The sequence below is a fragment of the Arenibacter lacus genome, assembly GCF_008711145.1.
Taxonomy (GTDB): Bacteria; Bacteroidota; Bacteroidia; order Flavobacteriales; family Flavobacteriaceae; genus Arenibacter; species Arenibacter amylolyticus.
Map to the genome: position 1 here is coordinate 59,450 of NZ_VVIN01000005.1, position 21,713 is coordinate 81,162.

Below are 21,713 nucleotides of genomic sequence, written 5' to 3' on the forward strand. Positions count from 1 at the left end.
CCATTAATTACCCCTTATTTATTATCGCACCCCAGGGCTAAAATCTTCCGGGGCATTCTGGGGCTGATTGATAGTGTCACTACCCCCAGTGTCATTATAAATGGTCCATTCACTAAAAGTATAAACGGGATTTGCTTCTTCTACATTTGGGTTCCGTACTGCTCTACCATCCTCAAACTCATGATTGGTACCGGTACCATCTACCCCCACCACTCCAAAACTATCAATGACTGTCCCAAAGGGGTCTACCAATTGAAAATTATCATCCCCATTGGAGTCGGCCGGACTGTTTTTCCCCACGCCTAAGTCTGGGGGAAACCCGTACACGCTCGTAAAAGAATTGGCATTGGGCGATATCACAAAAGTACTTTCTGCCCCAATAGTAAATTCAGAGAGATCAATGGCAGAGCTCACTTCTACATTGGCATTGGTATAGCGGAGCAAACGCCACCCCTTTAAACTTAAGGGCATGCTATCTGCATTATACAACTCTACAAACCTAGCCTCGGCATTGTTATTGGGATCGGCCAGTTCTGATATAAACACCTTGTTAGACGTAAATTCGTCCACAAACTCAGCACAGCGCTCCTCTGTGAAATCCACATCCCCCAAATCCCGTATGGCCAATTGATAGGTGTTCCGCTCCCGTAACAACACCCCCGTAATCTCCCCATTTAAAGCGGGAAGTTGTTCCGCTTGGAAGTCGGCATAACCACTATTTAACATAATTAGCTCCTCATCCAGGCAATTAACCAGGGTTCTACTGGTAGCCTCCTTGGGATTGGCAAAAGGCAGCCCCAATTGGTCCTCTCGTACTTCTAGGTCCTTAAAGCGTACTAGGGTATGGGCAAAACGTTCATCTACCTCCCCTATCTCCAAGGTTTTAGGTTCTATTGTTACTACATCGGCACAATCTCTATAGAGATGACGGTCCATGACAGCAGCGGGCAATCTTCCCACCGAAATATTACCAAAGGAAGTAAATTGTCCTCCCAGTTTATACACCCCTTTGCTTTTCCCAAGATAGAGTCCTTTTAAGGCAATCAGGATTTTACTTCCAACTGGAAAGAACAAATGCGTATCGCGCACGTCCAACTCTATCTGAAATCCCTCTGTGGCATTCGCTGGCCTATCCTGAAAGTAGAGGACCCCGAAAAAATTTCCACTTTGGTCCGATGAGTTTACATAGCCCTCAATAATCAACTCTTCTTGTATCTGTAGGGTCTTATCCACATAAAGCCCTTTGACATCTGCGTAGCTGGCGTTGGCGGTTAAGTTATTGGTACAATTGGTTTCTGGCATCTTAAAATCGGGATCCTTTACACATCCAAAAAACGCCCATAGTCCAAACACCAGAACTCCCCATGCCCTAGAGAGCAGCTTACATTTAAGAGAAGTCGTTATGCACATTATTTTGGTCATTGTAATTTGGTTTAATACATCCCCATCACTTATTTAAAGGCCTCCCCTTAGAAACTAAGGGCTAGGTTAATAAAGTAGGTTCGCCCATACCCATACCAGTACTTTGGTGCAAACGAAGGACTCCCACTTAGGGTATCTTGTTGGTATTGACCAAAATTGGCATTTCTACTTTGTTCATACCCCCCGCTACGGTAGCTTACATCAAAAATATTATTGATACTTACAAATACGCTGATATACTTGCCAGCCTTCAACCAAGATTTTCCCCCTACCATATTTAATAAATAGCTATCGTCCAGTTTGTCTTGCCGCAGCAACTGTTTTACATTTTCTTCGGTTGCATTGGGAAACGGACTTCCCGTCTGTGGATTTATATAAAAGCTAGCTGTTCTGGCTATTGTGGAGAGTCCTGCATAGTTATTACCCAAATAATTAGCTGTAGTACCAATCCACCAATATTTTGGATCTCTATATTCTACGCCCAGCGCATAGGCTACTTGGGGTCCCTGAGAAAGTTTATGCCCCTTTATTTTAGAAATGCCCAAGGAGCTTTTCCCAAGCGTGTTTATAAGTTCTTCCTCCGCCCCTGAGGTATCAAAATTAATGGTGACCCTGGGGTCGCTTGCATAGAGGTGCTTCCCTACGGCGGCAACGGCCGACAGTTTTACGGAGGATGAAATTTGATATTCCAAACCCAATTCCGTCCCCATATGCAATTTATCCAAATCGCTGACTACTTCCTGAACAAAATCGCTCCCCACCCCAGCATCCACAAAGAAAAAATTTATATCGGTGGTGTTTTGTAACCGCGTATAATATCCGCTTAGCCTGCCCGTAAGCTTGGGCAACCGCAGGTAATAGTTAATATCTACCGTATTTATCTTTTCTGGCTGTTGTTGGGGAACGGTCTCATTGTTTTCCCTAGGATTAATAAATACATTCTGATAAACCGGCGCTTTCATGATATAAGCCCCTGCCAAGGAGATCCAATGCCTACCGTTAAACTTATAGGTAACCCCTCCCTTGCCGCCAAAATTGGAAAATTCCTCCCTCACCCCCTTTCCCAAGGAGTTTTCATAAAATCGCTCATTCCTAAACAATCCCTCCCTTTGGTAGGCGATATTAGAATATTTGGCCGCCAAAAATCCTTCCCATTTATTTCTGGTAATACTGAATTGCGAGAATAGATCTAGCGCCTCCGATCTAATTTTATACGAATAGTTAAACTTATCGCCTGTTATTTTATGGGGATTCCCCTCTACGTCATTTAATGTATTGGAAAAACGATCCCGATCCTCATGGAAATCGCCTCCCAACAAATCTTTAATTTGGGCGTAATTATCCGACTCCGAACTTCTATAGGTACCACCAAAATCTAATTTTACCCAGGGACTTATTCGATAATTAAATACCGTGCTAGCACTTAACTGGCTTTCTTCTAGGGTATCATCATAGAGCAAATAAGAAGATTTCCCATCCATAGCAGCAGTGGAATTCGCCTGATAAAGTCTACTCCAGTTTAACTGCGGATTTTCCTTAAACCCTTCCTTTGCCATCCGAGCACTTACAAAATTGGCCCCAATGGGGCTGTTGATATAATAACTAGGTAAATACCGATAGTAGGTGGGATCTGGATTGGGGGCATTGTAATACCCTAACCTACTTCTGGCATCGGTTCCAAATTGATAGGAAATCCCGGTATTTACCTCCAAGGACGGGGAACTAAAAAAATGATTGAACATTAGTATAGGCGCTACCAACTTGCGTTCTCTAGCATTGCGAATCTCACCGTCTTGTTTACCCCAGTACGGATTATATCTTGCTCCTTGCAAATTAAATACCTCTTCCGTAATGGCAGAGGACCTCCCCCTTCTGTTGGGCGTTAGGATGCCCGTTAACAAAAAGCTGTTTTTTGGGTCGATGGCAACCTCCACAGCCCCAAACAAGGAATACGCATCGTAGAGGGTCCCTTCAATAAAGCCCTCCTCTGCCCACCGTCTGGAAGCAGACACGCTATAACTAAGCCCTTTGGCCCCCCTCCCCGAAGAATAGGTTGCCATTAACCTACCTGCATAACTGCGATTGGAGGCCGAACTGGATATTCTTACCCCCTTCCTAAATCCAGATGGCCTGGTATTTATATAGGTGGTGCCAAGGATACCTCCAAAGGAATGGTCGGAAATCTGAAGGCCATGGCTATATTCCTGATTGCGGGTTACGTCATTTAATCCACCCCAATTATTCCATTGTGGCCTACCATTCAACATTTTGTTCATTGGAATTCCATTTAATAGCACCTGACCATTTTCGGACCCGTATCCTCGGACCCTAAAAAATGCCTGACCAAAATCGAAAGCAGCACGATTGAGAAAAACATCCCTACTGGCTTGTAACATCCCAGACGTCAGGGCACTCATTTCATCTTCCAAAAGATCGGAATCCGTAAGGGTAATTAGGTTGTCTGACTTTTCAAAAGTGATATCCCTTTCCAAATAAATGATTCCCAAATCTATGGCATGGTCTGTTGCCTGAAAAGGAATTCGCTTGGAGATATAGTCTTGGGCATGGATGGTTAAGATATAAGAAACCCCAGCATCTACTTTAAAGGAAAAATCACCGCTTGTTTCATCTGGCCCTTCCAACAATACTCCCGAAAGCTCTAACTGCACCCCTGGCACCATGCTTTGGTTATAATGATCTAATACTGTCCCACCCACCTCCAATCTACCTTGAGTCCAAGCCTGAAGTCCAGTAAGTAAAAAAAGCGATAAAACGAGGGGCCTAACCATGCAGTAGTCTTAGACTTTGTTAAATTGTGATATAATATATTACAACTTGACAGATAAATCGCTAAATAAAATACGAATTGCATGATTTTTTAGTTAAATTACAGAGAATACCCACCATAAAATGAAATACACCACCTTTATACTTGTTTTCTTCTCTTTAGTGATTGGGATGTATTCCCAGGCGCCGAAGAGCTATCAGATCCGGACCGTGGCTTTTTATAACGTAGAGAATCTCTTTGATACGCATAGGGACTCCCTCACCTTTGACGGGGATTTTACCCCCACAGGAAAAAATCAATGGACCCAGGAACGGTATCGGAAAAAACTTGATAACATTACTCAGGTATTATACCAGATTGGGAGAGAAGTTACCCACAACGCACCCGATATTATTGGGCTATGTGAAATTGAAAACAGGGGGGTTCTGGAAGATTTAATACAACATCCCACCCTAAGGGACTTAGATTATGATATTATCCATTTTGATTCCCCAGACGAGCGAGGCATAGACGTAGCACTTTTATACAGGCAATCGGCATTCTTGCCCACCTCGTTTCGCAGCCACCGATTATTACTTACCAAAGAGGAAATATTCCGGGACTACACTAGGGACCAGTTGGTGGTAGGCGGACTATTAGACGGGGAGCCCCTGCATTTCATTGTAAACCATTGGCCCTCTAGAAGCGGTGGGGAGGCTAGGAGCAGGCCCAACCGTATTGCTGCTGCCCGGTTGAATAAACGGATCATAGATTCCATAATCCGCCAATCACCCGATGCAAAAATAATCAGTATGGGCGATTTTAATGACGACCCTACGGACTACAGCTTTAAAAAAATATTGAAAATTAAGACAAAGGAGGAAATCTTGGAACCTTCCGAGCTCTACAATCCCATGGAAAATCTCTATAAAAAGGGTTTAGGCACCTTGGCTTATAGAGATCGATGGAATTTATTTGACCAACTGTATTTCACTGCCAACCTGTATATGGAACCAAAGTCAGGATACCGTTTTTGGAAGGCAGGCATCTTTAATCCGCCCTACCTAATTGATCCTAAAGGCCAATACAAGGGGTACCCATTACGAACGTACGCCAATGGCAATTACGTAGGCGGCTACAGCGATCATTTTCCGGTATACCTCTTTCTAATACGACCGATTCCCTAATAGGTTACTGAGGCAGGGAAAGCTTAATGTTTCTCCACTTAACCTTTATACCGCCACCATCGTGTATCTGTAGGGCAATGGAACCTTCTCCCTGGGCTATCTTCTCATCGTTAATCCGTACCATTTCGGTACCGTTTAACCAAGAGGTTAGGGTGCCACCAGAAAGACGGATCTTCATGGTATTCCATTCCCCCTCCTTCAGTACTTCTTCTTTTTCTGGATCTGGCTTAACCAACCATCCTCTTCCATAAGACTCGTACACACCTCCTGTATGGTGTCCGGAAGGAGCTACCTCTACTTGCCAGCCACTTACCTTGGTACCCTCTATGGTAGAGCGTATAAACACGCCACTATTACCATCTGCCTCCTGCTTAAACTCTAGGCTAAGCTCAAAATCTTTATAATGTTCATTGGTAGCCAAGTACCCATAGGCTTTATCGGGCCCACTTTCACAGACCAACAAGCCGTCTTCCACATACCATTTCTCGGTACCGTAGACTGTCCACCCGCTAAGGTCTTTTCCGTTAAAAAGGGAGATTTCCTGGGCCATCATGGGGATCGCCAACAAAGAAAATAGTAGGGATAGTAGTTTTTTCATAGTATAAAGGTTAGGGTTGGATAATGGTGATTTATTTATCTAAAAAAAGGAGCCTGCCCGCTTAACTACTGGTGTAGGTAGGCTCCATAAATTTATATGCGACTAATTAAGCCATTGTGCCCATGGAATTCTACTTAATATAAGTAGCAGACCCAAGCCGTAGAAAATGGTGATGGTCTTAAACTTTCGTTTGGCTTCCAATATTTTCTTATGCCTAGACCAACCAATGGTAATTAGTACGAGCGCAATAATATTAATAAAAGGATGCTCTACCGCCACTAAACGGGCAGCGGAATTCATTCCTCCCATTCCCAATGTTTGAATGGCATTCAATCCCTTGGGGGACACAAAGAATAGTATCAGTCCTACCAAGAGTTGTAAGTGAGCCAAGATCATGGCAAAAAGGCTAATCCTAAAATCTTTGGTCAGGGTAAAGTCTTTGTTACCCGTCCATCCCAAAATTGCATTGGCGACCGCCAAAAAGAGTACGGCCAAAGCCACATAGGCCAAATAAGAATGTGTGTTTAATAATGCTTCGTACATAGTTATAAGTTTAAGCTATAAATGTACTGACTTTTTAAGTATAAAAAAACCCTGCCGATGGCAGGGTTTTCAAATTTATTATGGAGAAGGTTCCTTAGAACTTCAAACGAATACTTGCGTTCCATGTTCTTCCAAAACCAAAATAAGCTCTGTTATTAACACTTACTCCCTTATACGTATCGTCTCCCGGCTCCACGTGAATGTTGGTCAGGGATTCAGAAATATACTCCTCGTCTGTAACGTTGTTTACGTTCACTCTAAACACCAAGTTGTAAGCAGAACTCACCTGCCAATCATAGGTTAAGCCAGCATCCAACAAGCCAAATGAAGGAAGTTTTACTGATCCTCGGTTGTTAGGGGTGGCAAACTCATCATCTGTTGGCAAGAATCCAGCATAAAGATTATCGAATTTATTATAATCCGCATCTACACTAAGTCCTCTAACAAACTCGTACCTTCCTCCAAAACCGTAGGTAAACTGTGCAGCATCGCCTACTTTAACTCCCTCAAGGTATAATGGATCTCCTTCGGCTACTACATTTTGGTTATCGTCATATACCGTCTGTCTAGCATTTCCATCATACTCCCAGTTTCCAATGGAGGTATACCCTCTAAACTGAAGATTGTCTGTAGGTCTTAAAGTAAAATCTACCTCCACTCCAGTATGCACCTGCTTTACCCCTTGGTACTGATAAAATCCGTCTCCAGAGCTTAAGCTACCACTTACTACTCTATCATCCCAAGTAGTGTGATACGCGTTTACGTTAGCTGCAAAAACACTACTTCTAAAGCCGTATCCAGCTTCAAAACCAGTAATCTTTTCATTAGTCAACAATGGATTGATCTCGTTCCTAAAGTTTAGGAACATATTGTCCTGGTAAGGCTGACGTGAATAATGACCGGCATTAACAAATAGGTTGTGCTGCGCATTAAAGTTATAGTTGGCCCCAGTTTTTACGTTATAACCAGAATTGGTAACCTTTTCGGAAGCTTCGTTCCCTTTGGCGTAGTTAAAATAGTCGAACCTTTGGTTAGACTGAGTAGATACCGCACCTTGAACAAAAGCCGATAGCTTTTCACCAGCGTACTCTAACTGGGTAAAACCACCCAAGTAACGAATGTCTTCCGGGTTGTCATAAGCAATTCTTTGATCCCTTGGCGTACTGTGGAAAGTAGCTTTCCAAGGATTTGGACTATAAGCTTCTGTAACTACATAGTCTGACCCCAATTGCTGATTGTTGGTATCATCATCCCAACCATCTAGACCAAAAAAGTCTACCACTCTTCTAAAGTGCTCACCGTGGTAAGACCTTCCGTCAAAACCAACGTTAAAACTCAACTGATCATTGATCTTATGGTTAAAGTTACTTACCACTCCAAACCATCTATGCTCGTTAACACTAGAACGTAGAATATCTGCCTCACGACCATTAGCTCTTCTTTCCCCAACAATTAAACCACTGGAGTTTCTTGGAAGAGAGCGGTTGTATCTGTACTGACCAGTTAAATCGAAATTATCCTCACCTTGGGAAGAGTAGTTTCTAAGTCCAATAGATCCACCTCTACCGTAGGATGCATAAAGCACCGTAGACAACTCGGAGTTATCACTCATTTTCCAGTCCCAGCTAAGGTTAGCTATTGGCTTGTGGTAATAATTTCCAGAAGTATTTCTAAACTCACCATTTAAATATCCCCACTGATCATTATACCTTTTTCCTTTTTCTAGAAGGGTAGCGATGGTATATCTGTTTCTCTGGTAGTGAATTTGAGGGGCACCGGTAATTAAAAAGTTAAAGGTGTGATTCTCATTAGGTACATATCCTACAGAGAAGAAGTAGGTTTGACCGTTTCCTCCCATAAAATCGTTATAACCATCTCCTTGCCAATGACCTAAAAGGGTAGAAAAAGCCCAGCCTTTTTCGCTCAACCCAGTAGAGTAATAGGCAGAAGTTTTTAGGTAGTTATCGTTACCGATCATGGTCTGCGCAAATCCACCTTCTTTGGTATCTACCGTTTTGGTAACAATGTTTACAGTACCACCAACTGAGGAAATTGCCAACTTAGAAGAACCCAATCCTCTTTGTACTTGTACGGCATTAGCAACATCTGTTACCCCTTGCCAGTTAGACCAGTACATCTTACCGTCTTCCATTCCGTTGATAGGCTGTCCGTTTAATAAGAAAGCTGTATTAGATTGGTCAAAACCGCGCACTTGGATTCTTGAATCCCCAAATCCACCACCACTCCTAGAGGTATACACAGAAGGTGTAGATTTTAACAATTCCGGAAATTCCAAATTCCCACCTTTAAGTGCAATATCTGCGGCCTTAATAGTAGATACAGCGATAGGGGTTTGTCTGTCCCTAGCCAAATCGATAATACCGGATCCTACAACAACAACGCCTTCTAACTCCTCTGCATCGGGCATTAAAGTTATAGCACCAATATTACCTGTTTTGGTAAAATTGACTCTCTTATTGATAAAACCGATGTACGAAATTATCAGAGTACCAGAATTTTTCGGAACTTGAATACTAAAGTTTCCGTCAAAATCCGCAGCAACACCCGTAGAGGTACCTTGTACCATAACATTTGCACCCGGTAAGGGTCCACCTAAATCACCGTCTATCACAGAACCGGTAATGATTCCCTGTGAAAATCCGATCGCCGTGCTTAAAAGCAAGGCAAAAACCAAGTAAATTTTTCTCATCCTTCTAGAGTTAAAGAGTTTTTAATTAACGCTGCAAACATGTTCATTTTTTTGCATCCGTATATTAATTCAATGTTAAATTAGTTGGCGCAAATTTAACAAAAAAACTCAGGAAGGATATATAGCTTTCAAGAAGTTATGGACGATTCGACGAAATGCCAAGCTTTCGCACTATTTCTTAAATAAGTGCAAAAGATTTAACGTAGAGGCATCATGATCGGCAATATTTTCACCTTCAATATCATTTAAGACAGCCGTGGCCAATTGCTTCCCTAACTCTACGCCCCATTGATCATAACTATAGATGTTCCAAATTACGCCTTGCACATAGATCTTATGCTCATAGAGGGCAATAAGGGAGCCCAAGGATTTTGGAGTCAATTTATCTATAAGAAGGGTATTGGTAGGCTTGTTACCCTCAAACACCTTAAATGGCAAGATCCGGCCAATCGCATCTTCTGGGGTATTATTATTCTGAAGCTCTTGCTCCACCACTTCGGCCGATTTGCCATTCATCAGCGCCTCGGTCTGCGCAAAAAAGTTGGCCATTAATTTATTGTGGTGGTCGGTATCCCCGTAGAGCGATTTCTTAAACCCAATAAAGTCGGTAGGAATCACTTTGGTTCCTTGATGGATTAACTGAAAAAAGGCATGTTGGGAATTAGTACCAGGTTCTCCCCAGATAATAGTCCCTGTTTGATAATCTACTCGATTTCCATTTCTATCCACGCTTTTCCCGTTACTTTCCATCACCCCCTGTTGGAGGTAGGCAGAAAAACGAGAGAGGTATTGGGAATAAGGGATTACAGCCTCTGTTTCGGCGCCATAGAAATTATTGTACCATATACTGATCAGTGCCAATACCACTGGAATATTATTCTCCAGCTCGGTATTTTTAAAATGGGTATCCATCTCATGGGCACCGTCTAACAATTCACTAAAATTCTTATAGCCTACTGCTAAGCAAATAGAAAGACCTACTGCGCTCCACAGGGAGAAACGGCCTCCTACCCAATCCCACATAGGGAATACATTTTCTGCTGCTATCCCAAACTCCGAAATTTTTTCCGTGTTGGTAGAAACTGCAGCAAAGTGTTTGGCCACATCCGCTTGAGAGGCGTGTTTTAAAAACCATTTTTTTATGGTAGTAGCATTGGTTAAGGTCTCTTGAGTGGTAAAAGTCTTTGATACTACCACGAACAAGGTTGTTTCTGGATCCAAATCTCTTAGAATCTCGTGTACGTGATCCCCATCTACATTACTTACAAAGTGCGTCTTAAGATGGTTGCCATAATATTTTAGGGCTTTTACAACCATTTCCGGACCAAGGTCCGATCCTCCAATACCTATATTCACCACATCGGTAAAGGCTTTTCCCGTGTATCCTTTCGCGGCTCCGGAAATAATGGACTCGCTAAACTGCTGCATCTTATTCCTCACCGCAAAAACTTCAGGAACAATATTTTCACCAGCTACTTTTATTACATCGGTTTCCTTAGCCCTTAATGCGGTGTGCAATACGGCCCTACCTTCGGTTTCATTAATTTCCTTGCCGTTAAACTGATCGGCAATAGCAGCAGACAATCCCACTTCCTTAGCAAGTTGCAAAAGCAACTCCATGGTTTCCGCAGAGATTCTATTTTTGGAATAGTCTACTGTAAAATTGTTCCAAGAAATAGAAAAATCTTCTGCACGATCTGGATGTGAAGCGAAGTATTCGTTTATGGTTTTAGCTGCATTCTCCTTAAAATGTGAAGATAATTTTTTCCAAGCTTCTGTCTTGGTAGGGTTACTGTGCTGTTGAGCCATCTTAATTGTTTAGTGTTAAAAGGTCTTCCTCCGGAAGCGCTATATATTCTATACAGTCCAACCGTTCTTTAATTGGAGCGATATGTTCTAGGTATTGTACTTTTATGCTATCGGCAATGGGGTCTGCATCTGGCAACTTTTCACGTAGGGGATCTACCTGCCGTCCATTTTTCCAGAAGCGGTAACACACATGGGGTCCGCTGGTATTTCCGGTCATCCCAATCCACCCAATGATATCTCCTTGTTTTACAAATTGCCCTCTTTTCACATTTTGCGCCTTCATGTGCAGGTATTGGGTACTATAGGTACTGTTATGCTTTATTTTTACATATTTCCCGTTTCCGCCTCTTTGGGTAGATTCTGTCACCGTACCACTTGCCGTCGCCATAATGGGAGTTCCTAGGGGAGCGGCATAATCCGTTCCTTTATGCGGGCGTATCCGGTTGCCATAGTAGGCAATTCTTCTTTTAAGGTTATACCTAGAGGATATCCTACTAAACTGTACAGGGGAGCGCAAAAATGCACGCCTAAGATTCTTAGCATCCTGATCAAAATACTCACTGATATTCCTCACGGAATCGGCCACAAAATTAAAGGCGTAAAACGGCTCCCCATTATGCTCAAAATAAGCAGCCTCTATATTTCCTGCACCAGCATATATGGTATCGTTAATATATTTCTCCTTGTAGATAACCTTAAACTTATCGCCCTTTTGCAACCTAAAAAAGTCAATATTCCAAGCGTATATTTCAGAAAGTCTGTTGGTAATATTATAGTCTATTCCTTGATCCAAAATAGCTTCGGACAAGGAGGTTTCTATTACCCCAGACGCTTCCCTTTCTACATATTTCACCTTTTGCTTTTTCCTATAGGCTACTACGGTATCTCGTAAATCCACCACGGTATAGTTAATAGGATCGTTTTGGTAAATAAATACCTGGGCAGCGTTCACCGTATCCTTGGATTTTAGAATTACATAGGGTTTCCCTACATTAAATTTTCGGACATCAAAGGTATCTTTATACTGTTGGGTAATAGCAGCTATTTTAGGATAGCCTACCTTATTCCGAAGCATAATTTCCCCAAAGATATCCCCTTTCCTTACGGTATCCCTCAACACCTCAAAGTCGGACAGATTGAATCCAAACTCTTCCACCTCCACAGGCTTCTGAATGGTTACAACTTCTGCCAAGTCATCTTTTTGAGTGTTATCCTCCTTACAGGAAACAACTAATACTAAACTAAAAACTAGGGCCCAATACTTACTCATTGTCACTTTTTACTTTTTCGGGGTTAAAGATATGGTCTACCCATTGTTTCCCCCAATCATTTAACTCTTGTTTTGTATACAGCTCCGGAAAAAAGACCACTTTCTGAAAACTAGGCGGCAAATATTGCTTCCAATTGGTGCCCCCGGTAGCTTCAATCTGGGCATCATCCTTGGTTAGGTAGCGATAGGCCGACCCCATATGCATCAGCGGCCAGTTTACGTTGGCATTCATATCCATAGCCTTTAACGCATCAATCAAGGTTTTATTCTCCTTGGCAGCTTTGGGAAGCTGTTGGTATTTTTCGTAGATGGTATTATCCTTCAGCCCCTTTGCTATTCTAATTAATCTAGGCGTGTATCGGTATTCGAACTGCTTAAGGGTGAGCGTCTTTTCCCCTGTTGCTTTATCGGTGGCCCCTTTTTTCCAATAGATATGCTCATAGAGCTCCTCTATGGAATTCCTGGAAGAGTAATTTGCCCTTTCCTTGTAATCTACCAAATTCTCCATGGGGGTCGCATAAAGCTCAATCATCCTATATTGCGCAGATTGGAAACCACTGGCCGGCAACAAGGCCATTCTATATTGCATAAATTGTTCCCGCTGCATCCCTTTTATCATCACACTAAAGGACGATATTAAGACTTGGTAGTAGCTATTAATCCGATTTGCCTTCTCTATAAAGAAGTCTACATTTTGAGATTTATCATCCACCAGTTGTTTTTGTTCGTGTAGGATAAGCTTAAAATAAAGCTCGGTAATCTGGTGGTACATGATGAAGATTTCCTCATCGGGGAAGTGGGTCCTTGGCACTTGTATACTGAGCAAGGTATCCAAATTAATATAATCCCAATAGGTGAGGTACCGCTGATAGAGCAGCCCATCTAAATAAGAACTAAGATCTTGCCCAGAATCCTTGTATTTTTCTTCTAATTTGGAGATCTGGGAATCTATATGCTCTTTGTTCATTTTAGTCCATTATTATTTTAAACTGATGCTTAAGTCCATTATACCCATCCAAACTAGCCTTTATAGACCCAACTTTTAAATCTGCCTGGATAAGTACAGGAATCTTATTCTTATCGTTGGAGACCCATAGGGTTAAGCTTTCCTGCTCCTTAAATACCCTACCGGATTGAACGTACGGCCTAAACTTTAAGCTCTCTACTTTGCCGTATTTAGTTTTTAGGACCTCTTTGCCCAAGTATTTAAGTTTAAAATTAAATACTCCGTCATCATCATAAAGCATATTAAGTTTAATGCTTTCATTCAGTTTCAAGTCCTCAAAATTATAATTGTTGCGAAGATAATAAAAGGCTGAAACCAAATCCTGGATATCATCCTGAATAGTAAATTTAAACTTTTTATCGTTCTTTTTATCTTTTAATACCGCAGTCTCCGAATCATAATCAAAATTCACCTCAATATCCTTGGTATATCCACCTTCATTGATATTTCGGATAAATTTATAGGGCCTACCGGTTTCCTGATCAAAATAACTTTCATAGGTATCGTCTACCTTAAAAAACAAACTGGCAAATCCAGTAGTTTTTCCATTCCCGACCACGTGGTACACGGGAACCCCATTAAATTCTTTAGAACTTACATGTAAGGTGGCGTAGCTGGCATTTAAAAAACCGTAATGAATTCGGAACTTAAGCCATTCCCCCGGTTTAAAGGCAGATTCCCTTTCTTTATCTGAGTCTAGGTATAGGTCAGTAGTCCCGCCTAGGGCCGGTTGGTTTTGGGAGTTCAAGAAAAGTCCTAAAATCAATATCAGGACAACGCTTATCTTTTTCATATTCTTTGGATGTTGTAAAATTAATAAAAACCTTTGATTTTCACCGTTCTTCTACTAATCTAAACAAGAATTACACCAAAGTATTGTAACAAAAAAAAAGCCCAGTCGTTAGACCGGGCTTTCCTAAATAACCAACCAAACTTTAAATTATGAAAAACCAATACTTAAAGTTGCAAGGGAACCACCCCTTGCGAGTACAAATTTAAAACAATCATCCCTTTTGGAATAGGTTTTAACGTACTTTAACGCTCACCTTAACATTATTTAATACCGCTAAATATAAAATTAAGATTTTGTTAAGACATCCGTTCTATTTAGAGGGTTCCACGCGACTCCTGCTCCCTTTCTATCGCCTCAAAAAGGGCCTTAAAATTTCCCTTTCCAAATGATTTTGCTCCCTTTCTTTGGATGATTTCTATGAACATGGTAGGCCTGTCCAAAATTGGCTTTGTAAATATTTGTAAAAGATAGCCTTCATCATCCCTATCTATCAAAATTCCAAGCTCCTTTAAGGGGGCCAATTCCTCATCAATCTCGCCCACTCTATCCAAAACGTCCTCATAATAACTAGGCGGAATACTCAAGAACTCTACGCCCCTAGACCTAAGGGATCCCACGGTCTCTATAATATTATCCGTAGCGAGTGCCATATGCTGCACCCCAGAACCATTATAAAACTGTATAAATTCTTCTATTTGAGATTTTTTCCTCCCCGATGCAGGTTCGTTGATCGGGAATTTGATACGCCCGTTCCCATTACTCATCACCTTGCTCATCAGCGCTGTGTACTCTGTAGATATATCTTTGTCATCAAAAGACACCAATTGTGCAAATCCCATGACCTTGGCATAAAACTCACACCATTTGTTCATTTCGTTCCACCCCACATTACCCACAATGTGATCTATATATTTTAGCCCCACATCCGGCGCCTTATAATATGGGTCCCACGCCCTATAACCCGGCATAAAAACCCCCTTGTAATTCTTACGCTCTACAAAGATATGCACGGTCTCCCCATAGGTATGGATCCCGGACAGCACCACTTCCCCTTTGTCATCTTTTTTCACTTTAGGCTCCATATAGCTCTCCGCTCCACGACTTACCGTTTCCATATGGCTTTTCCTAGCATCATCTACCCATAGGGCAATTACTTTTACCCCATCTCCATGAGCATCTAAATGCCTATTGATATCCCCACCGGATACTAGGGGAGAAGTAAGTACCAATCTTATTTTGTCTTGTTGCAGCACATAGGACACCCTGTCCGAAACCCCCGTTTCTAGACCGGCATAAGCAAGAGGCTGAAACCCCCAGGCAGCCATATAATAGTAGGCGGCCTGTTTAGCATTCCCCACATATAATTCTATATGATCTGTTCCTAGAATAGGTAAAAAATCTTCCGCCTCCGGATTCTCCTTGGGCAGTTTTAATGAGGTATTGTCTGTAGCCATGATGATATTGTTTTTTTAAGTTGATTGAAATGTTTTGAAAAACGTACTTCGGAATAAGGGAGAACATCCCCTCTCCATAGATTCCTTAAAAGATAGAAAATCCTGGAACCACTTACCACATTGCCCTGAGGTGGGCACTAATATCAACCCTAAATTGCAGCATGCTTATTTACTAATACTGTTCCTAGCAAATATCGCAATAAAAACTGTCTTAACTGACAAATTGATAATTTTAACCTTTTAGAGGCCTTAAAACCAATACCCGAGACTAAAAAAAAGATGATTCTCCTTCTTCTCGGGGGAGAATGTAAAATAAACTTGGACGGGACCAAGAATAGACTCTAGGCCATATCCAATTCCGTAACCGGAATATTCCGGAATATCAAACCAATCTGCGGTCCTAAATAGGTCGTCCCCCACATTGGCATAATTAGCTTTCAAGAGCAGATGGTTTTTAGGCCAAAACTCATAGTCTAACTTCACGGTTGCCTTTACATAGCTATTCCCCACAAGACTTAAGAAGTCGTACCCCATAAAAGGTATGGCATTATTGGTTAATTGGGTGCCATACCCACCCAGCACAAAGTCCATAGAGGCTACGGGCGACTTCCCCCATTTAAAACCTCCTTCGTGTTCCATTTGAAAATACACCTTATTCAATAATTTAAAGGCACCTCCCATCCTAGCCCTGCCCACAGAAAATTCTTTAAAATTGTTATTGAAGTCGGACGAAAGCACATAAAAATGAAAATCCCCGTCAAAGAAAAGACCTTTGGTAGGAAAGAAAATATCGTCGTAGGTGTCAAACGTCAGCTTCCCGTACGCGCTGTAAAAATCGCTTTTCTCAAAATAGGTCCTTCCATTAGAGGGGAGGCTGGGTGCCTCGGAAGGCTCTGCAAGGTTAAGCGTTTTTGTACTGTATTTCAACAGCTTGTGCTCCATCCCTAAAATAAAGGAGAACTCTTCCTTTAATACTGTTTGTAGATATATCTGATTGGTGAGATCGGTGGCACTTAGATTAATCTTTTGGATATTGGAACTGGCATCTACCTCGAAGTTAGATTTTATCAAGGCAAAATCTACTTCCTTATTAAAATGATCGAACTCGGAATTGATTCCGAAACTCCAGTAAAATCCCTTATCTACATAATACTCTAGCCGATACCTTAGATTATCCCCTACTATAAGATCTAGGGAGGCCACATCATCATCCATCAAAAAATTCTTCCTAGTCAAATTTACAATTCCGGCACTTTTGTAGAGACCGTTATAGTGGAGTCCGCCTCTAATAAACATTTTATCCGGATTCTCCTTCACATTTAGCAGCAATCCAACTCCCGGTCCATTGCTAAGCAGCTCATACTTTATGGACTTAAAATTCCCTGTTGCAGATAGGTTATTAATACCGCGCTGTAGCTTTGCAAAGGTGATCTCATCATCCTCATTAAATCGCAACTTCCCCATAATATAGGCCCTGGAATAATTATGGTTCCCCTGTATCATTAATTCATTCACATGAATGGTATCCTTAAGTTTCGCTGGCACTACCCCCTTCTGTTTGGTTATAGGCTTCTTGGCCAACCCTTCCAACTCCTTAATTTTAAGTCGGGCTGCCCTTTCCCCCTCATCTATTATAGCACCACCAAAACCAAAATCGATGACCGAGTACCCCTTAATATTGGGTGTAATATAGATATCGGTCTGTTCTGCTTTGCGTTCCATAGCCTTCACCGTTCTATAATTATTGATCTGCAAAAGGATACCTGTTGCAGATTTCAAGGACTCCCTATCGGAAAGTCCGTGCTGCACATCTACACCAATGATCACATCGGCACCCATTTTTTTCACCTCCTCTAGGGGGTAATTATTAACCACCCCACCATCTATCAACACTTTGTCATCAATTTCTACCGGTCTAAAAAGCGAAGGAAAGGTACCGCTGGCCAAGATAGCCTGAGGTAAATACCCCCCCTCTAAACGCACCTCATCCCCCGTTTCCACATCGGTTGCGATGCAGACAAATGGAATTTGAAGCTTATTAAAGTTACTCACATCTTTTACATGGTAGAGCAACCTCACAAATTCATTGTAAATACTCTGCCCCCCAGAGATACCTTGTGGAATGGTTATTTTAAATTTATTGAAGGGAAGGGTAATGGCATACCTTTCCGAGTCTTCCTTTTCATAGAAGGTCTTGGCCCCTCTTGGCACATTATCCTGTATAAGTGCGGTGAAATCAGTGCTTTTAAAGATAGAATCTAGCTGGGAAGCGGTATATCCCGATGCATAGAGGGCCCCTACAATAGCCCCCATACTGGTACCACCGATATAATCTATAGTGACCCCGGCCTCCTCAATTACTTTTAACGCCCCAATATGGGCAAGGCCTTTGGCTCCGCCGCCACTAAGCACCAGCCCTACTTTTAAATCTTTATTCCCAGTAGTGTCCTGCCCGCACAGCAGCGCGGAAAAACCAAGAAACAGCAAGGGGAATAAAAATTTAGGCATAGTACTAAAATAGGGGATTAATGAAAGGTTTCATAAATTATTTTTGCTTTGGCGCTTCCCACGGTTTCTGCCAGCTGCTCTAAGCTGGCTTCCTTGACCCTTTTTACCGATTTAAATTTTTTAAGCAAGGTTTCCACGGTCTTACCCCCAATCCCCTTTATAGACTCTAGCTCCGAATTAATAGCCGCCTTGCTTCTTTTGTTTCTATGGAAGGTAATCCCAAACCGGTGTGCTTCATTCCGTAGTTGCTGTATTGTTTTAAGGGATTCAGATTTTTTATCCAAATACAGCGGGATGGGATCTTCCGGGAAAAATATTTCCTCCAATCTTTTGGCGATGCCCACAATAGCTATCTTACCCCTAAGTCCCAAGGCATCCAAGCTTTTAAGTGCTGCGGACAACTGCCCCTTTCCCCCGTCTATAATGATAAGCTCTGGTAGGGACTCTTCCTCTTCCATTAACCGCTTATATCGCCTAAAGACCACCTCTTCCATGGAGGCAAAATCATCTGGCCCCGTCACGGTTTTAATATTGTAGTGCCTGTATTCTTTTTTGGAGGGCTTACCATCCCTGAACACTACACAGGCCGCAACCGGGTGGGTCCCCTGAATATTGGAGTTATCAAAACACTCTATATGCCGGGGTTCTTTAGACAATCGGAGATCGGTCTTCATCTGCGCCATTAGGCGATTGGTATGCCTATCTGGGTCAATTATTTTTATCTGTTTAAATCGCTCCTGACGGAAAAATTTGGCATTCCGCTCCGAGAGTTCCATAATCTTCTTTTTATCCCCCAATTTGGGCACCACAATTTTCAGATGCTTTTCTAGCTCTATGCGGTATGGTAGGTAAATTTCCTTAGACTGGGAGTTAAATCGCTGCCTAATCTCTACCACCGCCAATTGCAGTAACTCCTCATCCGTTTCATCCAACTTTTTCTTTATTTCCATGGTATGAGACCGGATAATGGATCCATGCGAAAGTTGAAGAAAGTTAATATAGGCATAGGCATCATCCGAGACAATGGTAAACACATCCACATTATTGATGTTGGGGTTTACGATGGTTGATTTCACCTGGTAGTTTTCTAGCACTTCTATCTTTTCCTTGATCTTCTGGGCCTCCTCAAATTTCATTTCCTCGGCCAAGGTTTTCATCTGGTTTCTAAAGTAGTGTAAGGACGATTTAAAGTTGCCTTTTATAATCTCTCGGATATCCGCTATTTGACGGTTGTAGTTTTCTTCGGATTGCAATCCCTCACAAGGCCCCTTACAATTTCCCAAATGATATTCTAGACAGACCTTATACCTATCTCCCGCAATTTTATCTGGGGAAAGGTCATAATTGCAGGTACGCAACGGATACACACTTTTTATAAGGTCTAACAAGGTGTGTACGGTCTTCATACTGGTATAGGGCCCATAATACTCAGACCCATCTTTGATAAATCTTCTGGTGGGAAAAATTCTGGGAAACCGTTCGTTTTTTATACAGATCCACGGATAGGTCTTATCGTCTTTCAACAGCACGTTGTACCGAGGCCTATATTTTTTTATTAGGTTGTTCTCTAACAGCAGCGCGTCCGATTCTGTTGGAACCACAATATGCCTTATCTGTTTAATTTTTTTTACAAGGACCCGAGTCTTTCCGTACTCGTGCTTTTTATTAAAATAGGAACCCACCCTTTTTTTAAGGTTTTTGGCTTTCCCCACATAGAGTATCTTTTCTTCGGCATCATAAAATTGATAAACTCCCGGATTTTCGGGCAGCGATCTCAATTGAACTTCAAGAGGTATATAAGGCATTATTATTTAAGGTTTCTCCTTTATTAATTAGTAACGAAAATTACTGCGATTTTATTAGAGCTCATAGGAAATCCCAGTTTTTAATGGACACTACAAAATACCCTGAGCTAGAAAGCTTAATCCTTAGACCATCCCAAAAGGCTTTTATTTTTTTCCTCCCACCACGGGAAGGTCATTTTCCTATAGCTAACCACTTAGACATAGCACTCTAGAAACCAGCTACTAATACAATAAATAGCCTCCAGTTTTAGGGGTATAGCTTTTGGCTACTCGGACCAGAAAACAAGGTTTTTGGCCTGAAAAACCCCTCCAAACCATAATGAAACGTTAAAAACAGTGCATTTCATCGATTAAATAGTGCTTTTTACGGATAATCTACCTCTTTTTTTGCTATATTTAAAAAAAATAAGGCGACAAAGCAATGGACAATTACATCATTACGCTCGGAACATACTTAATTATAATGGGCATTTTTAAGGTCTATTACAAATTAAAGGTATCCACCAAAGAATAGCTTTCCCAATAAATTTAATCCACTATTCCCCAAAAAGGAATCACGCCCCCTACTCATAACTTTTACGTATGCTGAAGAAGGATTTGCGGTTGCGCTACAAAAATCGCCGAAAAGATCTTAGCAATCAGCAAGTTGATGATTTCAGTTTAGCTATTGCCAATCAACTTTTAAAAGTCCCTATCTGGGATTATTCCTTTTACCACTTATTTTTAAGCATTACCGAACAAAAAGAGGTAGACACCAGCATGCTCTTATCCATTTTGCAAGGCAAGGATAAAAATGTGGTGCTTCCAAAAATGGCCGACAATCAACAATTGGTTAACTACCTACTTACCGACAGCAGTATTATCAAGAAAAATCATTGGAACATTCCAGAACCCGTAGATGGAATAGAGATTCCCCCTAATAAGCTAGATGTGGTATTTATGCCCTTACTGGCATTTGACCTTAAAGGCAATAGGGTAGGATATGGCAAGGGATTTTATGACAGCTTGCTTAAAGACTGCAGGCCAGACCTTATAAAGGTAGGCCTTTCATTTTTCCCGGCTGAGGATGAGATATCTGACAGCGAACCCCACGATGTCCCTATGGACTATTGCGTTACTCCTGAGCGGATTTATTCGTTTTAGCCTCTTCCGGAGAGGGTCCGAAGGCTTTTTTATTGAAGACGATCAGAATTCCGACTCCAGTACTAATAGCCATATCCGCAATGTTAAACACCGGCTCAAAGAAGCGGAAGGTATTCCCTCCAATTACAGGGACCCAGGATGGCCACACCGTGTCTATCATTGGAAAGTATAGCATATCTACCACCTTCCCGTGAAAAATACTCCCATAGGGCTCTGCTGCAAAGGCAGTAGCCACCTGAGAATAACTATGATCAAAGATTACTCCGTAAAATACGGAATCTATGATATTCCCCAACGCTCCGGCAAATATTAAGGATACTGCTATGATTAGGGTTTTGGAGGCGTGTTTCTTAATGGTATCTAACAACCAATAGCCAATCCCTACAATTGCAAAAAGCCTGAAAATTGTGAGTACTAGTTTCCCTGCCCTATCGGAAATGGGCAGGATATCGCTTAGCTTGGTGCCCCAAGCGGCCCCTTCATTCTCTATGAACAAAATTTTGAACCAGCTAAAAACTTCTACCGATTCTCCCAACATAAAGCTGGTTTTAATATAGAATTTACTCACCTGGTCTACCAAGAGGATCAGGAGAATAATGATAAGCGATTTTTTTAAATTCATTACTTAAAAAATAGATGCGGCAAAAATAGACATATTTTTCGATTTTCCCCTGGAGGTACTTACCGGTTATGGAATT

15 protein-coding genes are annotated in these 21,713 nt (G+C 41.7%); 2 read left to right on the plus strand and 13 right to left on the minus strand.

Going from position 1 to position 21,713, the window contains the following annotated elements; translation table 11 throughout:
- Positions 1-21: 21 nt before the first annotated feature.
- Positions 22-1,422: a DUF5689 domain-containing protein gene (locus F1E73_RS03520; protein WP_150451105.1), complete on the minus strand. Its 1,401-nt coding sequence runs from the start codon at positions 1,420-1,422 to the stop codon at positions 22-24.
- A gap of 47 nt (positions 1,423-1,469) precedes the next feature.
- Positions 1,470-4,211 carry a TonB-dependent receptor gene (locus F1E73_RS03525; RefSeq protein ID WP_150451106.1) on the minus strand — a complete coding sequence of 914 codons (2,742 nt, stop codon included), beginning with the start codon at positions 4,209-4,211 and terminating at the stop codon, positions 1,470-1,472.
- Positions 4,212-4,332: 121 nt separating this feature from the next.
- On the opposite strand from F1E73_RS03525, the gene F1E73_RS03530 reads away from it, so the two are divergent.
- Complete coding sequence (locus F1E73_RS03530) at positions 4,333-5,376, plus strand: endonuclease/exonuclease/phosphatase family protein (protein ID WP_150451107.1); 1,044 nt, start codon at positions 4,333-4,335, stop codon at positions 5,374-5,376.
- Between the two features lie 4 nt (positions 5,377-5,380).
- Here the strand turns inward: F1E73_RS03530 and F1E73_RS03535 are convergent, their stop codons facing one another.
- From F1E73_RS03535 to uvrC, 10 genes are all read right to left on the minus strand, one after another.
- Entirely contained in the window at positions 5,381-5,974 is a 594-nt protein-coding gene (locus F1E73_RS03535; RefSeq protein WP_086475763.1) for a 3-keto-disaccharide hydrolase, read from the minus strand.
- Between the two features lie 102 nt (positions 5,975-6,076).
- Positions 6,077-6,517: a hypothetical protein gene (locus tag F1E73_RS03540; RefSeq protein WP_086475762.1), complete on the minus strand. Its 441-nt coding sequence runs from the start codon at positions 6,515-6,517 to the stop codon at positions 6,077-6,079.
- A gap of 94 nt (positions 6,518-6,611) precedes the next feature.
- Positions 6,612-9,227, minus strand: coding sequence for a TonB-dependent receptor (locus F1E73_RS03545; protein WP_086475761.1), 2,616 nt, complete (start codon positions 9,225-9,227; stop codon positions 6,612-6,614).
- Positions 9,228-9,398: 171 nt separating this feature from the next.
- Positions 9,399-11,036 carry a glucose-6-phosphate isomerase gene (gene pgi / locus F1E73_RS03550; RefSeq protein ID WP_150451108.1) on the minus strand — a complete coding sequence of 546 codons (1,638 nt, stop codon included), beginning with the start codon at positions 11,034-11,036 and terminating at the stop codon, positions 9,399-9,401.
- A gap of 1 nt (position 11,037) precedes the next feature.
- Positions 11,038-12,306, minus strand: coding sequence for a M23 family metallopeptidase (locus tag F1E73_RS03555; protein WP_150451109.1), 1,269 nt, complete (start codon positions 12,304-12,306; stop codon positions 11,038-11,040).
- Positions 12,299-13,273 (minus strand): tryptophan 2,3-dioxygenase family protein, encoded by a 975-nt coding sequence (locus tag F1E73_RS03560; protein WP_086475758.1) that lies wholly within the window; start codon positions 13,271-13,273, stop codon positions 12,299-12,301. The genes F1E73_RS03555 and F1E73_RS03560 overlap by 8 nt, the downstream gene beginning before the upstream one ends.
- A 1-nt stretch (position 13,274) precedes the next feature.
- Positions 13,275-14,105: a DUF3108 domain-containing protein gene (locus F1E73_RS03565; RefSeq protein WP_086475757.1), complete on the minus strand. Its 831-nt coding sequence runs from the start codon at positions 14,103-14,105 to the stop codon at positions 13,275-13,277.
- A 314-nt stretch (positions 14,106-14,419) separates the two neighbouring features.
- Positions 14,420-15,559, minus strand: coding sequence for a 4-hydroxyphenylpyruvate dioxygenase (gene hppD, locus F1E73_RS03570; RefSeq protein WP_086475756.1), 1,140 nt, complete (start codon positions 15,557-15,559; stop codon positions 14,420-14,422).
- Positions 15,560-15,808: 249 nt separating this feature from the next.
- Positions 15,809-18,067: a patatin-like phospholipase family protein gene (locus F1E73_RS03575; RefSeq protein ID WP_150451110.1), complete on the minus strand. Its 2,259-nt coding sequence runs from the start codon at positions 18,065-18,067 to the stop codon at positions 15,809-15,811.
- A 17-nt stretch (positions 18,068-18,084) separates the two neighbouring features.
- Positions 18,085-19,872 (minus strand): excinuclease ABC subunit UvrC, encoded by a 1,788-nt coding sequence (gene uvrC, locus F1E73_RS03580; protein ID WP_086475754.1) that lies wholly within the window; start codon positions 19,870-19,872, stop codon positions 18,085-18,087.
- Between the two features lie 582 nt (positions 19,873-20,454).
- Between uvrC and F1E73_RS03585 the strand changes: the two genes are divergently transcribed.
- Positions 20,455-21,015: a 5-formyltetrahydrofolate cyclo-ligase gene (locus F1E73_RS03585; RefSeq protein WP_086475753.1), complete on the plus strand. Its 561-nt coding sequence runs from the start codon at positions 20,455-20,457 to the stop codon at positions 21,013-21,015.
- On the opposite strand, the gene F1E73_RS03590 is transcribed toward F1E73_RS03585, so the two are convergent.
- A complete protein-coding gene (locus tag F1E73_RS03590; protein WP_086475752.1) occupies positions 20,987-21,637 on the minus strand; it encodes a lipoprotein signal peptidase in 651 nt (216 codons plus the stop codon). The two genes, F1E73_RS03585 and F1E73_RS03590, sit on opposite strands and share 29 nt — an antisense overlap.
- Positions 21,638-21,713 lie beyond the last annotated feature (76 nt).

Excerpts from the sequence above, each read along its gene's own strand:
- F1E73_RS03585 (WP_086475753.1), top strand. The coding sequence starts at position 20,455 with ATGCTGAAGAAGGATTTGCGGTTGCGCTACAAAAATCGCCGAAAAGAT.
- F1E73_RS03525 (WP_150451106.1), bottom strand. The coding sequence starts at position 4,211 with ATGGTTAGGCCCCTCGTTTTATCGCTTTTTTTACTTACTGGACTTCAG.
- hppD (WP_086475756.1), bottom strand. The coding sequence starts at position 15,559 with ATGGCTACAGACAATACCTCATTAAAACTGCCCAAGGAGAATCCGGAG.
- F1E73_RS03535 (WP_086475763.1), bottom strand. The coding sequence starts at position 5,974 with ATGAAAAAACTACTATCCCTACTATTTTCTTTGTTGGCGATCCCCATG.
- F1E73_RS03565 (WP_086475757.1), bottom strand. The coding sequence starts at position 14,105 with ATGAAAAAGATAAGCGTTGTCCTGATATTGATTTTAGGACTTTTCTTG.
- F1E73_RS03520 (WP_150451105.1), bottom strand. The coding sequence starts at position 1,422 with ATGACCAAAATAATGTGCATAACGACTTCTCTTAAATGTAAGCTGCTC.
- F1E73_RS03555 (WP_150451109.1), bottom strand. The coding sequence starts at position 12,306 with ATGAGTAAGTATTGGGCCCTAGTTTTTAGTTTAGTATTAGTTGTTTCC.
- F1E73_RS03560 (WP_086475758.1), bottom strand. The coding sequence starts at position 13,273 with ATGAACAAAGAGCATATAGATTCCCAGATCTCCAAATTAGAAGAAAAA.
- F1E73_RS03590 (WP_086475752.1), bottom strand. The coding sequence starts at position 21,637 with ATGAATTTAAAAAAATCGCTTATCATTATTCTCCTGATCCTCTTGGTA.
- uvrC (WP_086475754.1), bottom strand. The coding sequence starts at position 19,872 with ATGCCTTATATACCTCTTGAAGTTCAATTGAGATCGCTGCCCGAAAAT.
- F1E73_RS03545 (WP_086475761.1), bottom strand. The coding sequence starts at position 9,227 with ATGAGAAAAATTTACTTGGTTTTTGCCTTGCTTTTAAGCACGGCGATC.
- pgi (WP_150451108.1), bottom strand. The coding sequence starts at position 11,036 with ATGGCTCAACAGCACAGTAACCCTACCAAGACAGAAGCTTGGAAAAAA.
- F1E73_RS03575 (WP_150451110.1), bottom strand. The coding sequence starts at position 18,067 with ATGCCTAAATTTTTATTCCCCTTGCTGTTTCTTGGTTTTTCCGCGCTG.
- F1E73_RS03540 (WP_086475762.1), bottom strand. The coding sequence starts at position 6,517 with ATGTACGAAGCATTATTAAACACACATTCTTATTTGGCCTATGTGGCT.
- F1E73_RS03530 (WP_150451107.1), top strand. The coding sequence starts at position 4,333 with ATGAAATACACCACCTTTATACTTGTTTTCTTCTCTTTAGTGATTGGG.